General features: G+C 75.7%; 14 protein-coding genes. 5 read left to right on the top strand and 9 right to left on the bottom strand.

All coding sequences use genetic code 11. The features are described from left to right. Positions 1–7: 7 nt before the first annotated feature. The 3 genes from VGB14_04125 to VGB14_04115 are packed head-to-tail and all read right to left on the bottom strand — an operon-like array spanning position 8 to position 2,004. Entirely contained in the window at positions 8–991 is a 984-nt protein-coding gene (locus VGB14_04125; protein ID HEX9992096.1) for a trypsin-like peptidase domain-containing protein, read from the bottom strand. Between the two features lies 1 nt (position 992). After that, on the bottom strand, positions 993–1,508 hold the full coding sequence (locus tag VGB14_04120) for a hypothetical protein (GenBank protein ID HEX9992095.1): 516 nt from the start codon (positions 1,506–1,508) through the stop codon (positions 993–995). Between the two features lie 49 nt (positions 1,509–1,557). Further along, positions 1,558–2,004 (bottom strand): hypothetical protein, encoded by a 447-nt coding sequence (locus tag VGB14_04115; protein ID HEX9992094.1) that lies wholly within the window; start codon positions 2,002–2,004, stop codon positions 1,558–1,560. 296 nt (positions 2,005–2,300) lie between these two features. Between VGB14_04115 and VGB14_04110 the strand changes: the two genes are divergently transcribed. The 3 genes from VGB14_04110 (at position 2,301) to VGB14_04100 (ending at position 5,849) form a co-directional block, all read left to right on the top strand. After that, entirely contained in the window at positions 2,301–3,140 is an 840-nt protein-coding gene (locus VGB14_04110; GenBank protein ID HEX9992093.1) for an SDR family oxidoreductase, read from the top strand. A gap of 89 nt (positions 3,141–3,229) precedes the next feature. Next, the gene (locus tag VGB14_04105; GenBank protein ID HEX9992092.1) at positions 3,230–4,660 is read left to right on the top strand and encodes an aldehyde dehydrogenase family protein; all 1,431 of its coding nucleotides are present in this window, start codon (positions 3,230–3,232) and stop codon (positions 4,658–4,660) included. A 43-nt stretch (positions 4,661–4,703) separates the two neighbouring features. Beyond that, on the top strand, positions 4,704–5,849 hold the full coding sequence (locus VGB14_04100; GenBank protein HEX9992091.1) for a P1 family peptidase: 1,146 nt from the start codon (positions 4,704–4,706) through the stop codon (positions 5,847–5,849). Positions 5,850–6,192: 343 nt separating this feature from the next. Here VGB14_04100 and VGB14_04095 read toward each other — a convergent pair whose 3' ends face one another. Next, positions 6,193–7,005 (bottom strand): FRG domain-containing protein, encoded by an 813-nt coding sequence (locus VGB14_04095; protein HEX9992090.1) that lies wholly within the window; start codon positions 7,003–7,005, stop codon positions 6,193–6,195. Between the two features lies 1 nt (position 7,006). Further along, on the bottom strand, positions 7,007–7,906 hold the full coding sequence (locus tag VGB14_04090; protein ID HEX9992089.1) for a TIGR03086 family metal-binding protein: 900 nt from the start codon (positions 7,904–7,906) through the stop codon (positions 7,007–7,009). A 71-nt stretch (positions 7,907–7,977) separates the two neighbouring features. On the opposite strand from VGB14_04090, the gene VGB14_04085 reads away from it, so the two are divergent. Then, positions 7,978–9,513, top strand: coding sequence for an FAD-dependent oxidoreductase (locus VGB14_04085; protein ID HEX9992088.1), 1,536 nt, complete (start codon positions 7,978–7,980; stop codon positions 9,511–9,513). On the opposite strand, the gene VGB14_04080 is transcribed toward VGB14_04085, so the two are convergent. Genes VGB14_04080 through VGB14_04065 form a run of 4 tightly spaced genes read right to left on the bottom strand, consistent with a single transcriptional unit; the run spans position 9,510 to position 12,996 of the window. Next, positions 9,510–11,129, bottom strand: coding sequence for an NAD(P)/FAD-dependent oxidoreductase (locus VGB14_04080; GenBank protein HEX9992087.1), 1,620 nt, complete (start codon positions 11,127–11,129; stop codon positions 9,510–9,512). The genes VGB14_04085 and VGB14_04080 overlap by 4 nt on opposite strands. Then, positions 11,126–11,707, bottom strand: a complete 582-nt coding sequence (locus VGB14_04075) for a hypothetical protein (protein ID HEX9992086.1) — start codon at positions 11,705–11,707, stop codon at positions 11,126–11,128. Before VGB14_04075 ends, VGB14_04080 begins: the two co-directional genes overlap by 4 nt. After that, positions 11,704–11,961 carry a NifU N-terminal domain-containing protein gene (locus tag VGB14_04070; GenBank protein HEX9992085.1) on the bottom strand — a complete coding sequence of 86 codons (258 nt, stop codon included), beginning with the start codon at positions 11,959–11,961 and terminating at the stop codon, positions 11,704–11,706. The genes VGB14_04075 and VGB14_04070 overlap by 4 nt, the downstream gene beginning before the upstream one ends. Positions 11,962–11,970: 9 nt before the next feature. Next, entirely contained in the window at positions 11,971–12,996 is a 1,026-nt protein-coding gene (locus tag VGB14_04065; protein ID HEX9992084.1) for an acyl-CoA dehydrogenase family protein, read from the bottom strand. A 44-nt stretch (positions 12,997–13,040) separates the two neighbouring features. Between VGB14_04065 and VGB14_04060 the strand changes: the two genes are divergently transcribed. Beyond that, entirely contained in the window at positions 13,041–14,891 is a 1,851-nt protein-coding gene (locus tag VGB14_04060; GenBank protein ID HEX9992083.1) for a S9 family peptidase, read from the top strand. Positions 14,892–14,901: the final 10 nt, after the last annotated feature.

Below are 14,901 nucleotides of genomic sequence, written 5' to 3'. Positions count from 1 at the left end.
CGGAGCGCTACTCGACCAGCTCCGCCGGCACCGCCTCGAGGTGCAGGACCTCGCTTCCCCGCAGCACGCGGAGGGTCACTCGCCGACCGATGGCGTCGCCGATCATGATCCGCTGGAGGTCGCCCGCGTCCTCGATGGGCCGGTCGTCGAGGTCGAGGATCGCGTCGGTCGGGCGGAGACCGGCGCGAGCGGCCGGGCTGCCGTCCACGACGTCCACGACCCCGACCGCCCGGTTCCGGCCGAGGCGGTCGGCCACCCGCGGGGGCAGCGGGCGACCGGAGCCGACGATGCCGAGGTACGCCCGGCGGAACCGGCCCTCGCTCATGAGCGCCCCGACGATCCTCGTCGTCGTGGCGTTCACCGGCACGGCGAGGCCGAGCCCGATGCCGGCGACCGCGGTGTTGATGCCGACGACCCGTCCCCGGCTCTCGACGAGGGCGCCGCCGGAGTTCCCCGGGTTCAGCGCGGCGTCGGTCTGGATCACGTTCTCGACGATGCGGGTGGCCGAGCCCGCCCTCGTCGGCAGCGACCGGCCGAGCGCGCTGACCACGCCCGCAGTCACCGACCCGCCGAAGCCCAGCGGGTTGCCGATGGCGACCACCAGCTGGCCCACGCGCAGGCGGTCGGCGTCACCGAGGGTGGCGTTGACGAGCGCCGAGCCGCGGAGGCGCACGACGGCGAGGTCGCTCAGCGGGTCGGCGCCCACCGTCTCCAGGTCGAGCTCACGGCCGTCGGCCAGGGTCGCGGTGCCCCGGCTCGAACCGGCGACGACATGGGCGGACGTCAGGGCGAACCCGTCCGCGGTGATCACCACGGCGGAGCCGGCGCCCGCCGGTCCTCGCCCGCCCCGGCCGTGCAGTCGCAGGCTGGCCACGGCGGGGGTCACCTGCTCGGCGACGGCGGTGACGATGCGGGAGTAGGCGTCGAGCGCGTCGTCGTCGTGGGTGGCGCCGTCGGCGGCGGGCGCCGGTGCCACGTCGGTCGTCGCCATCTCAGATCGACACCGGGCCGCTGGCCCGGGCCTTCTTGACGTGCTCCAGCGCAGCCCGGAGGTCGTCGATCCAGGCGCGCTCGTGCTTCTCGACGAGCCGGACGCACCAGGCGAGCGCCTCGCTCCTGCTCCGCGCCACACCGGCGTCGATCAGAAGGTCGAGCACCGCTCGCTCGGTCATGCGGAGGCGCGTCATCACGGGCACGGCGAGGGAGGTGAACACCCGGCGGGTGTCGCCGATGACGGCGCCCCACGACACCTTCCGCTGGAAGAGGTGCTCGGCCTGGGTGGCGATGTCGATGCGCCGCTCACGAGTCTCCTCGCGGAAGGCGCTGATGCGAGCGGCGCGGCGGGCGTCGGGGTCACCGTCGCCGTCGACGGCGGTCGGCTCGGGGAGGGGCAGGAGGACGAGGATCTCGTCGTTGTCGACGGTCACCGTCGCCGGCGCGGCGAGCCAGTCGGACGGGACGTGGTCGACGAACCAACGCTCGATGGTGGCGGCAGCGGTCTCTGGCATGCAGCTGACGTTACTGGATTACGTGATTACGTCGCCGGCCATTACGCGGTCATCCGTCACTGGGAGCGCCCGGCTCGAGCCCCGGCCAGAAGCTGCGGAGGTGGTCCGAGAACTGCGCCGGGCTGCGCCCCTCGCCGGCCAGCGCGTCGAGCACGGCCCCGACGACGGCCTGGTAGAAGGGCTCGCCCTCGGCCGGCGACAGGACCACCCCGCGGCGCTCGGCGCTCGCGGCCAGTCGGTTGGCGACGACGAACCAGGCGTGGAGCAGGTACTCCACGGTCGCCGGGTCGAGGTCGGCCGACCAGCGGAACGGGTCGCACCGCTGGGCGACGGCGCGCCACTCGTCCAGGTAGCGGGCGAAGGCGTCGAGCGCGGCGAGGTCGACGGGTGGGGCGACGTCGTCGGCCAGGTCCCGCAGGTCGTCGACGACGGAGCCGGCGTACGACGTCCATGCCAGCACGCTCGCCGCCGGCACCGGGCCGACCTCCACGAGCATCGCCCCGGAGCGTACTTCGCCGCCCGCGCGCCCCTGACCGGGCGCGGGCCGGCGCACCGGCCATCCGGACGACGCGCCGGGCGGCTCACGGCACGCCGCCTGCGGGCCGGAGCGGCGCCGGACGACGAACCCCCGCGCCGTCGAGCGCGGTCGAGCGGGGTCGGCGGGGCCCACCGAGCGGCGACGCCTGGCGGAGCAGGGCGGCTCCGCCAGGAGCCGGCCGCGGTGGCGCGGTGGAGCGGAGAGGAGCCATCCACTAGACCGGCGCCGCACCGAAACGAACCGTTGGAGGCCCCGTGCCCACTGTTCTCATCACCGGTTGCAGCAGCGGCATCGGCCTCCTGACCGCGGTCGAGATGGCGCGGCGGGGCGACACGGTCGTCGCGACGATGCGCAACCCAGACCGCGACGGTCCCCTCCGGGACGCGGCGGCGGAGGCCGGGGTGGACCTCACCGTCGTCGCCCTCGACGTCGCCGACGACGCGTCGGTGCGCCGCGGCATCGCCGAGGCGGAGGCGGCCGTCGGCCCGCTCGACGTCGTCGTCAACAACGCCGGCATCGAGGTGAAGGGCCCGATCGAGGAGGTCGACGACGACGAGGCCCTCCGCCAACTGGACACGAACGTCCTCGGCCCGCTGCGGGTCATCCGGGCCGTCGTCCCGTCCATGCGGGAGCGCCGGTCGGGGACGATCGTCAACGTCTCCTCCCTCGCCGGCCTCGTCGCCCGGCCGTTCGCCGGCCTGTACGCCGCCAGCAAGCACGCGCTCGAGGCCCTCAGCGAGGCGCTCGCCCTCGAGGTGCGGGCCTACGGCGTGCGGGTCGTCGTCGTGGAGCCCGGGCAGTTCGGCACGAGGATCGGCGAGAACGCCGTCGTCGCCCGGCGGTTCCGGCCCGGCTCGCCCTACTGGGACACCTCGGCCCGCTTCGACACCGCCATCGGCGGCCTGGTCCCCGGCGGCGAGCCGGCCGACGCCGGCGTCGTGGCCAGGGTGATCGCCGACCTCGCCCACGCCGACGACCCGCCCCTGCGCACGCTCGTCGGCCAGGACGCCGAGATGGTGATGGCCGTGCGCCGGTCGACGGACTTCGAGGGGTTCGAGAAGGCCATGCGGGCGACGCTCGACTGGTGGGACTGACCGGCGCCAGGTGGTGAACCCGGCGCGGCGGTGGTAACGAAGGACCAGCACGGACGACAGGGCGCAGGCCCGGACAAGGAGACGGAGCGGTGGCAGACGAGGTCCAGGTGAGGGACCGGCTCTACATCGACGGCGCCTGGGTGCCGTCGACCGGCACGGGCACGCTCGACGTGGTCAACTCCACCACCGAGCAGGTGATGGGGCGCATCCCCGACGGCACGCCCGAGGACGTCGACCGGGCCGTCGCCGCCGCCAAGGCTGCCTTCCCGGCGTGGTCGGCCACCTCCGTCGACGACCGGGCCAAGTACCTCCAGGCCATCACCGAGGGCCTCCAGGCCCGCTCGGAGGAGATCGCGACGACGGTCGCCCAGGAGGTCGGCATGCCGATCCACCTGAGCCACATCATCCAGGCCGGCCTGCCCATGATGACGTTCGGGTCGATGCCCGGGATCCTCGCCGGCTACCAGTTCGAGGAGACGGTCGGGAACTCGCTCGTCGTGAAGGAGCCGGTCGGCGTCGTCGGCTGCATCACCCCGTGGAACTACCCGCTCCACCAGATCGCCGCCAAGGTGGCCCCCGCGCTCGCCGCCGGCTGCACGGTCGTGCTGAAGCCGAGCGAGGTCGCCCCGCTCAACGCCTTCATCCTCGCCGAGATCGTCGACGCCGCCGGGCTGCCGGCCGGCGTGTTCAACCTCGTCACCGGCGTCGGGCCGGTCGTCGGCGAGGCGATCGCCGCCCACCCCGACGTCGACATGGTGTCGTTCACCGGGTCGACCCGGGCCGGCAAGCGGGTCAGCGAGCTGGCCAGCCAGACGGTGAAGAAGGTGGCCCTCGAGCTCGGCGGGAAGTCGCCGAACGTCATCCTCGACGACGCCGACCTCCGCCAGGCGGTCAGCGACGGCGTGGGCAAGGCGTTCCTGAACTCGGGCCAGACGTGCAGCGCGCTCACCCGCATGCTCGTCCCCCGGGAGAAGCTGGCCGAGGCCGAGGAGATCGCCGCCCAGGCCGCCGCCAACTTCAAGCCCGGCGACCCGTTCAAGCCGGGCAGCGTGCTCGGGCCGCTCGTGTCGGCCGTGCAGCGCGACCGGGTCCGCAGCTACATCCGCAAGGGCATCGAGGAGGGCGCCCGCCTCGTCACCGGCGGCGAGGAGCCGCCCGAGGGCCTGGAGACCGGCTACTTCGTGCAGCCGACCGTGTTCTCCGAGGTCCGCAACGACATGACCATCGCCCAGGAGGAGATCTTCGGGCCCGTCCTCGTCCTCATCCCCTACGACACCGAGGACGAGGCCGTCCGCATCGCCAACGACACCGTCTACGGGCTCGCCGGCGGCGTGTGGTCGGGCGACCCCGAGCGCGCCAAGCGGGTGGCCCGCCAGATCCGCACCGGCCAGGTGGAGGTCAACGGCGGCGCCTTCAACCCGCTGGCCCCGTTCGGCGGGTTCAAGCAGTCGGGCCATGGCCGCGAGCTCGGCCGGTACGGGCTCGACGAGTTCCTGACCGTCAAGTCGCTCCAGCTGTAGCCGGGCGTCCACGCCCGCCGGGCGGCACGTACGCTCGGCGGGCGTGACCGCGCCGGCCGGACCGCCGCCGCCCCGCTGCCGGGCGAGCGACCTGGGCCTCACGATCGGCAGCCTCCCGTCCGGGCCGACCGGGACGATCGTCGACGTCCCCGACGTCCTCGTCGGCCACGCCACCGTGTGGCGCGACGAGCCCGACCCGCCCGAGGGGCGGGGCGTCGCCCGCACCGGCGTCACCGCCGTCGTCCCCTACGGCGTCGGCGACCTGTTCCACGCGCCGGTCCCGGCGGCCGTCGCCGTCCTCAACGGCGCCGGCGAGCTCACCGGCGCCGTCTCCGTCGCCGAGTGGGGGATCCTCGAGACGCCCGTCCTGCTGACGAGCTCGATGCAGGTGGGGCGAGTGCTCGACGCCACGGTCGCCGCGCTGGTCGAGGCGGAGCCGGCCATCGGCGTCGACGACGTCGTCCTCCCGGTCGTCGGCGAGTGCGACGACAGCCACCTGAACGACACGCGGGTCGTGCAGGTGGACGCTGACGACGTGCGGGCCGCGCTCGACGGCGCGGCCGGCGCCGAGGACGGCCCGGTGGCCGAGGGTGTGGTCGGGGCCGGGACCGGCATGTCGTGCCTCGGGTTCAAGGGCGGGATCGGGAGCGCGTCGCGGGTGGTAGGCGACTGGACCGTCGGCGTGCTCCTGCTCGCCAACTTCGGCGAGCCGGGCCGGCTGACCGTCGCCGGCGTGCCCGTCGGCCGGCTGCTGGCCGGCGACCGCCCGGAGGCCGCACAACCACCGCCGCCGCCGGCCGGGTCGTGCATCGTCGTCGTCGCCACCGATGCGCCCCTCGACCCTCACCAGCTGCGGCGGGTGGCGACGCGGGCCGGCCTCGGCCTCGCCCGCACCGGCTCGTACGCCCATCACAGCAGCGGCGAGATCTTCCTCGCCTTCTCGACGGCCGAGGGCGTCCGCCGGGCCCGGCCGGACCGGGACGGCGACCCGACCGTCACCCGCACGACCCTGCACGACTGGGCGCTCGACGGCCTGTTCGCCGCCACGGTGGAGGCGACGGAGGAGGCCGTCCTCAACTGCCTGTGCGCCGCCGACACGGTGACCGGCCGCGACGGCCGCACGGTCCCGGGACTCCCCCTCGACCGGGTACGGGAGCTCCTCGAACGGGCCGGCGCCACGGCCGGCTGACGTCGGCGCGGCTGTCGACCCGCCGGCGCAGGATCGGCGGGTCGACGGTCGCCGCACACCGGGCGCATGGCCGCCGCACCAGCCGGCACATGGCCGCCGCACCGACCGGCACACGACCCCGGCACCGGCGAGCACACGGGCGGGTCACCGGCCGGCACACGACCCCGGCACCGGCGAGCACACCCGCGGGTCACCGGCCGGCACGCGACCGCCGCACCGGCGAGCACACGGGCGGTCACCGGCCGGCACACGGCCGCGGCACCGGCGGGCGCCCGGGCGCCGGCGGGTGCAGCGGGCCGACGTCCACCCGTGGCCGGGCCCCGGGCGCGCCCGCCGGGACCGGTCAGCCGGCGCCGGGGAGGCGGCGCTCGCCGCTCGTGTAGTAGCGGATCAGCCAGCTGGTCAGCCCGTCGAGGCCGGGGAACAGCACCCGCTCGTTCACGTTGGCCTGGTCCAGGCGCTCCCGCACCTCGGCCTTCAGCTCGGCGCCGACCCTGACCTTGCGGGCGAGCGGCTCGTCCTGCTCCTCCAGCCACTCGCCGAGCGTCGTGGCGGTCGGCGACACGAGCGCGAACCCGGAGTACTGGTTCACCACCCGGGCGTCGAGCGACGGCGGCTCCAGCACGAGGAGGAACGGGTCGTCGCTCAGCGCGTCGAGCGCGTCGAGGGTCGGGGCCACCCGCTCCAGCAGCTCGGTGGTGAACGCCCCGGCGCCCTCGCTCTCGAGCAGCTGGCGCAGCACGCCGGGCAGGCGGCGGTGGGCCCGCACGAAGTCGAAGGTCCACACGACCCCGTCGGTGTCGCGGTGGCGGGCCGAGGCGGTGGCGAAGTGCAGGGCGACGAGCGGCGAGTACGTCCAGTCGAGCAGCCGGGTCGGCAGGCCGTGGTGCTGGCCGAGGGTGACCCACTCCCACTCGCTGAGCGGCGCCGACCCCACCTGCCGGCCGTACTTCTTGAAGTTGCGGAGGACGTGGGCCTCCTGCTCGACCAGGCCGAGGTGGTGCAGGGACGGCTCCAGCCGCCAGGAGGCGTCGGCCATGCCCCGGTGGATCAGGTTCGAGTGGAACCGGCCCGCGTGGTCGGGCCACGGCTCGGCGAACAGCGCGTCCACCAGCTCGGCCCACGAGGCCGGGCACACCTCCTCGACGGCCGCCACCTCAGCCCTTCACGTACGACAGCTTCTCGACCACCAGCCCGTCCCGCACCCGGAACACGTCCACGCCGCGCACGTGGCCGCCCTGCCAGCCGTACCGCCACCGGAACACGGCCCGGTCCCCGGCCACGAACCCCTCCTCGGTCGAGAACTCGCACCCGGGCGAGGCGAAGACGCCCCGGAAGGCGGCAGCGATGGCGTCCGGGCCCTCGTGGCGGCCGCCGTCGGGCGGGGTGGTGTCGACGAACACGGCGTCGTCGGCGACGGCGGCGGCGATCCCGGCGAGGTCCCCGGCGGCGAAGGCCAGGTTGAAGCGGGCGACGGCGGCCAGGGTGCCGCCCGGCGCCGGGTCCCGGCCGAAGCGCCCGACGAGCACGGCCTGGGGCCCGGCCTCCTCGGCGACCTCGACGGCCGGCCCGATGACCCCGCCCTCCCGGTAGAACGGCTCCCGGTCGACGAACCAGTCGGCGACGGCGGCGACGACGTCGGGGTCGAGGGCCTCGTCCTGGCCGGTCGCCCTGGCCAGGTCCCAGGCGTGGACCAGGTGGTCGGCGGCCAGCTGGAACAGGTACTCCTCGGCCGGGAAGTCGCCGAAGGACAGGTGGACGGTGACCGCCGGCTCCACCCCCTGCGACGCCGACACCGCCTCGTCGCCGGCCGCCGACCAGGCGGCGACCGGGTCGTCGCCCAGCAGGTCGCCGGCGAAGCGGTCGCCCACCTCCTCGACCGTCGCGCCGGCCAGCAGCGGCGGCGTCCACCGGCACTCCTCGACGACGTGGGCGACGAGCTCGCGCACGTCCCAGCCCTCGCACGGCGTCGGCCACCGCCACGCCCCCGCCGGCACCCCCCGCACCCGGTCGCCGAACCCGGCGACGGCCCGGCGGTGCAGCTCCCTCACGTCCACGGCCGACCTCCCCGTCCGAGCCGCTCCCCGGCATGGCACCGGCCGGCATCGTCTGGAACAGTACGACGCGCATGGGGACCCTCGATGAGCGCAACCGATCGCTGTGGGTGGCCGGCACGGACGGCCGCACCTGGCCGGCGCTGGCCGGCGCCACGGACGTGGACGTCGCCGTCGTCGGCGCCGGGATCACCGGCCTGACCACCGCCCTGCTGCTGGCCGACTCCGGCGCGTCCGTGCTGGTGGTCGAGGCCGGCCGGGTGAGCTCTGGGGTGACCGGCTACACGACGGCCAAGGTGACGTCCCTGCACGGCCTGACCTACGACCGCCTGCGGTCCCAGCACGGGGCCGAGAAGGCCGCCGCCTACGGGGAGGCCAACCAGGCGGCCGTCGAGCTGGTCGCCGCCACCGTCGAGCGGCTCGGCATCGGCTGCGAGCTGACCAGGGCGGCCGCCTACACCTACACGGAGGACCCGGCGCAGGTGGCCGAGATCGAGGCCGAGGTCGAGGCGGCCACCCAGGCCGGCCTGCCGGCCACGTTCACCACCGAGACCGACCTGCCCTACCCGGTGGCCGGCGCCATCCGGGTGGACGACCAGCTGCACTTCGACCCCCGCCGCTACTGCCTCGGCCTGGCCGAGGCGGTGGACGCGGCCGGCGCCACCGTTGCCGAGCGGACGAGGGTGGTCGACGTGCGCCAGGGGTCGCCGTGCGTGCTGCGCACCGAGCACGGCGAGGTGCGGGCCCAGCGGGTGGTCCTCGCCACCCATCTGCCGTTCCTCGACCGGGGCGGCTTCTTCGCCCGCTGCCACCCCGAGCGCTCCTACGCGCTGGCCGCCCGCCTCGACGGGCCCGTCCCCCTCGGCATGTACCTGTCGGCCGACTCGCCCACCCGCTCGGTGCGGCCGGCGAGGGGCGGCACCGTCGTCGTCCTCGGCGGCGAGGGCCACAAGGTCGGCCAGGACCCGGACACCCGCCGCCGCTACGAGGCGCTCGAGGCCTGGTCCAGGGAGCGCTTCCCCGTCGCCGACGTCGACCACCGCTGGTCGGCCCAGGACCACGTGCCGGCCGACGGCCTCCCGTTCATCGGGCCGCTCACCCCCGGCAACGACCGGGTCTTCGTCGCCACCGGCTTCAAGAAGTGGGGGATGACGAACGGCACCGTCGCCGCCATGATCCTTTCCGACCGCCTGCGGGGCGAGGAGAACCGGTGGGCGTCGACCTTCGACCCCGGCCGGTTCAAGCCCAGGGCCGAGCTGCGGGACCTGGTGAAGGAGAACGCCAACGTCGCCCGGCGGTTCGTCGGCGACCGGCTGGCCACGACCACCAAGCGGCGCTCGGGCGACGACCTGGCCGCCGGCGAGGGGGCCGTCGTCACCGTCGGCGGCAAGAAGGCGGCCGCCTTCCGGGACGACGACGGCACGCTCCACGCCGTGTCGCCGGTCTGCCGCCACCTGGGCTGCGAGGTCACGTTCAACACCGCCGAGCGGACCTGGGACTGCCCGTGCCACGGCTCCCGCTACGACGTCGACGGCCGGGTCATCGAGGGCCCGGCGACCAAGGACCTCGACCCGGTCGGCACCGACGCCGCGGAGGCCGCCCCCTCCTAGCCCCGGCGGCGGCGCCGGCGGGCCCGGCGCTGGTCCCGCTCGATCTGGCGGACGACGTTGACGGCGGGGATGCCGGTCACCCCGCCGCCGCCGTGGGTCGCCGACCCGCACTGGTAGAGGCCGGCGATCGGCGTCCGGTAGTCGGCGTAGCCGGGCGCCGGGCGCAGGTGGAACAGCTGGCTGGCCGACAGCTCGCCGTGGAAGATGTTGCCGCCGACCAGCCCGTACTCCTCCTGCATCTCGTGGGGGCCGATCACCTGGCGGTGCAGCACGGAGTCGGCGAAGCCGGGCGCGACCTCGTCCATGCCGGCGATCACCCGGTCGGCGTAGGCCTCGAGCTCGGCCCGGTCGGGCTCGTCGGCCCACGTGTGCGGCACCCACTGCGTGAACATCGACACGACGTGGTGGCCCTCGGGGGCGAGGGTGCGGTCGAACACCGACGGGATGCAGACGTCGGCGAACGGGCGGGCGGCGGACCGGCCGGCCGCGGCGTCCTGGAAGGCGGTCTCGATGTGGTCGAGCGACGGCGCCAGCTCGATGGTGCCGCCGTGGACGTCGGGGTCGAACCCCGGCCGGGACGGGAACTCGGGCAGGCGGTCGACGGCCACGTTGACCTTCACCGTGCCGCTGCGGGTCCGCCAGCGCTCGATGTCCTCGACGAACTCGGCCGGCAGCTCGGAGCGGTCGACGTGGCGCAGGAACGTGATCTTGGGGTGGGTGGCGGCGACCACCACGGGCGCCTCCAGCTCCTCCCCCGACTCGAGGGCGACGCCGGTGACCCGGCCGCCCCGGCTGACGATGCGCTCGACCGGCGCCTCGGTGCGGACCTCGCACCCGAAGGACTCGGCCGCCCGGCGGATGGCCCTCGTCACCCCGCCCATGCCGCCCTCGGGGAAGCCCCACGCGCCGACCCGGCCGTCGCCGACGTCGCCCACGTGGTGGTGGGCCATCACGTAGGCCGTGCCCGGCGAGCGGGGGCCGGCCCACGTGCCGATCACCCCGCTCACGGCCAGCACGCCCTGCACCTGGGGCGACTCGAAGTGGTCCTCCAGGAGGTCGGCGATGCTCATCGTGAACAGGCGGGTGACGTCGCCCACCTGGCGCACGTCGAGGCGGCGGAGGCGCCAGGCCAGGCGGGCCTGGTCGGCCAGGTCGGCCGGGTCCCGCGAGCCGATGCGGGGCGGGACGGCGGACAGGAGCGGGCCGAGCTCCGCGGCCAGGCCGCCCATCCACGCGTCCCAGCGCTCGAAGGCCTCGGCGTCGGCCTTCGAGAACCGGGCCACCTCCTCGTACCGGCGGGCCGGGTCCTCGGGCAGGGCCAGCGAGCGGCCGTCCGCGTAGGGGACGAAGTACGGGCCCTGGGGGAACACGCGGTAGCCGTGGCGGGCCAGCTGGAGGCCGTCGACGACCGACGGCGGCAGCAGGCTGACCACGTAGGACAGGGCGGTCACCTTGTAGTCCGGCCCCCAGGGGCGCTCGGTGACGGCCGCCCCGCCGACCTGCGGCCGGCGCTCGAGGACGACGGTCCGGCGGCCCGACCGGGCGAGGAAGGCCCCGGCCACGAGCCCGTTGTGGCCGCCGCCGACGACGACGGCGTCGTAGGTCCCCGCGCTCACCGGGCCCGCCACCCCCAGCCCTCCACGGGCCGGTCGTCGGGCCACAGCTCCTCGGCCTCGGCGGCCGCGGCCACGAGCGGGGCGGCGTCCACCTCGACGGCGTGCTCGTCGACCCCGGCGTCCTCCCACTTCACGACGACGAGCATGGGGCCGGGGGGCGGCAGCGGGTGCAGCCAGAAGTCCATCTCGGCCCGCCGCGAGCCGCCGTGGCCGCCGAGCTGCCAGAGGACGGGCTCGCCGGCGGTGGCGTCGCCCAGGTGGCTGCGGGCCCGGCGGCCGTCGGCCATGCCGACGCCGAGGAGCAGCCGGCTGTTGAACGGGTCCGGGTAGGCCCGCTCCCTGAGGCGGAAGGCGACGGTCAGGGTGAACCGGACGCCGGTCGGGTAGGCGCGGAAGGCGTCGGCCACGATGGCGAGGGTCGGCGTCCTGGCGAGGACGGCGGCCAGGTCGACGGCCCGCCCGAGCACGTTGTCGGGCGGCCCCGTCCACGGCGGCGGCCGGACGTCGACCGGCTCGGCGACGTCGGCCGGCGGCGGCGCCTCGTCGAAGAAGTGGGGGGCCGACGCCGTCCCGCTCACAGGTACCTCCCCGCCGCGTCCTGCACGGCCGCCACGATCGGCTCCCAGTCGGCGCCCGGCCGGCGGTTGACGGTGACGAAGTCGTTGGTGCCGAACACGCTGCGCACGCCGTCGACGGCGAACACCGCCGCGGCGAACGGGTTCCCGGCCGCGGCGTCCGCGCTGGTCACGTTGAACATCTCCGGCAGGGTGGTGTCCAGCGTGAACTTCAGGGCGTCGGGGTTGGGCGTGGGCGACGGCTCGGCGGTGGCCACCGGCGGATGCTAGGTCGCGAGCCGGTCGAGCACGGCCGCCTTCACCGGCGGGACCTGGGCCTGGACCAGGTAGAAGGCCGCCTCCCTGGCCAGGCGCTGGGCCGGCGACGACCGCAGGACGGCCGCCCCGCTGGTGGCGGCGACGAGGGCCAGTGCGGCCCGGGTGGCGAGGACCAGCTGGTCGGCCCGGGAGGCGGCGAGGGCGTCGAGGTCGCGCTCGCCGGGCGGCGGCGCGGCGAGCACCTCGCCCCGGGCCCGCGCCGCGTCGACCTCCGCGGCCACCGCCCCGGCCACGGCCGGCTCCCGCTCGCCGAGCAGCCGGGCACAGGTGGCGGCCACGCCCAGCGCGGCGGGCGCCGGGCTCACCGTGCCCACCCGGTCGGCGGCCCGCCAGCCGCCCGCGTCCACGTCGGCCATCACGTCGCCGGTCGCCACGGCCACGCCGTCGAGGTCGAGGCGGACCGTCCCGGTCGCCGCCATCACCGACAGGTCGAGGGGGACGGCGGTCGCCCCCCGGGCCGGGGTGAGCCGCTCGGCCGGCAGCCACGCCGTCACCACCCGGTCCCCCGGCGCGGCGGCCGACACGGCGAACCCGTCGGCCAGGCCCCACGAGGTCACCCACGGCGCGGAGCCGCGCAGCCGCCACCCCGCGCCGTCCGGCTCGGCCACGACGGCCGGGGGGCCGGGCCGGCGGAGGTAGGCGAAGGCGACGCCGCCGAGCGCCCGCCCGTCCCGCAGCGGGGGGAGCCACCGGCGGGCCAGGTCCCGGTTGGGCGAGGCGGCCAGGTCGCCGACGGGCGCGTGGTGCTGGGCCCACACGAAGAAGGTCGCCCCGCACGCCCCGGCCAGGGCCTCGAACACGAGGCGGGTGTCGGGCGGCGCCAGCCCGGTCAGGTCGAACAGGCCCGCGCCGGCCAGGGCCAGCAGGTGGGCGGCGGGGACGAGGTCGGCCCGGTCGACGTCCTCGGCCGCCGGCGCCAGGACGTCGGCGGCCACCCGCCGGGCGGCGGCGACGAGGGGGTGGGCGGCGGGCACGCCCCCGATCCTGCCTGCCCGGCGGCCCGTGGTAGGCCATCCGGATGGCGCCCCTCGACGAGGTCCCCCTCGTCCCCCGCACGGTCCTGTTCGGCAACCCGGAGCGCACCAGCCCCCGGGTGTCGCCCGACGGGCGGCGCCTGGCCTGGATCGCCCCGTCGGACGGCGTGCTCAACGTGTGGGTGGGCGACGTCGGGGCCGACCCGTCGTCGGGCCGGGTCGTCACCGACGACCGGGAGCGGGGCATCCGGGCCCACACCTGGGCCCACGACGGGCGCCACCTGCTCTACGCGCAGGACGCCGGCGGCGACGAGGACTGGCACCTCTACGCCGTCGACCTCGTCGACGGCGGCGTCCGCGACGTCACGCCCTTCGACCACGTGCAGGTCCGGCTGGTGGCGGTGGACAAGCGCTTCCCGGACACGATCCTCGTCGCCATCAACCGGGACGACCCCCGCCTCCACGACGTCTACCGGCTCGACCTCCCCTCCGGGACGCTCGACAAGGTCGTGGACAACCCCGGCTACCTCGGCTTCCTGGCCGACGACGACTTCCGGGTGCGGGCCGCGGTCGAGCCGCTGCCCGACGGCGGCCTGCGGGTGCTCGTCCGGGACGACGAGGACGGCGAGTGGCGCCCGCTCCTCGACGTCCCCCACGAGGACGCCCTGTCCACCGACCTGCTGAGCTTCACGGCCGACGGCACGGCGCTGTACGTGCTGACCTCGGCCGGCGCCAACGCCACCCGGCTCGTCCGGGTCGACTGCGCCACCGGCGAGCAGGTCGAGGTGGCCGGCGACGAGACCTACGACGTCGGCGGCGTGCGCCTCCACCCCGACACCAACGAGCCGCAACTCGTCTCCTACGTGCGCGAGCGCATCGACTGGGAGGTGCTCGACCCGGCCGTCGCCGCCGACCTCGACGCCGTGCGCGCCCTCGACGGCGGCGACCTCGTCCTCCAAGGCCACGACGACGCCGACCGGGTGTGGCTGGCCGGGTTCACCGCCGACGACGGCCCCGTCCGCTACTTCGCCTACGACCGGGACGCCGGCGAGGGCACCTTCCTGTTCGAGCACCAGCCCGAGCTCGGCCGCTACCGGCTGGCGCCGATGGAGCCGTTCTCGTTCACGGCCAGGGACGGGCTGACCATCCACGGCTACCTCACGTTCCCGCCCGGCGAGGAGCGGTCGGGGCTGCCGGCCGTGCTCAACGTCCACGGCGGCCCGTGGGCCAGGGACACCTGGGGCCTGCACCCGGAGGCCCAGTGGATGGCCAACCGCGGCTACCTCTGCATCCAGGTCAACTTCCGGGGGTCGACCGGCTACGGCAAGGCCTTCGTCAACGCCGGGAACCGGGAGTGGGCCGGGCGGATGCACGACGACCTCGTCGACGCCGTCGGCCACGTCGTCGGGCAGGGGTGGGCCGACCCCGGGCGCATCGCCATCTACGGCGGGTCCTACGGCGGCTACGCCGCGCTGGTGGGCGCGACGTTCACCCCCGACCTGTTCCGGTGCGCGGTCGACATCGTCGGGCCGTCGAACCTGAAGACCCTGATCGAGTCGATCCCGCCCTACTGGGCCCCGCTCAGGGCCCAGTTCCTCACCCGCGTCGGCGACCCCGACACCGAGGCCGAGTTCATGTGGTCCCGGTCGCCGCTCAGCCGGGTCGACCGGATCCGCATCCCGCTGCTGATCGCACAGGGGGCCAACGACCCGCGGGTGAAGCAGGCCGAGTCCGAGCAGATCGTCGCCGCCCTGCGGGACAAGGGCGTCGACCACGAGTACCTGCTGTTCCCGGACGAGGGCCACGGCTTCGCCAAGCCCGAGAACCGCCTCCGCTTCTACGCCGCCGCCGAGCGCTTCCTCGCCCGCCACCTCGGCGGCCGCGCCGAGGACTGAGCCGTCGGCG

The organism is Acidimicrobiales bacterium, from assembly GCA_036399815.1.
Lineage (GTDB): Bacteria > Actinomycetota > Acidimicrobiia > Acidimicrobiales > DASWMK01 > DASWMK01.
The sequence above is the reverse complement of the archived record's forward strand: the minus strand, read 5'-3'. Positions and strand labels throughout refer to the sequence as shown.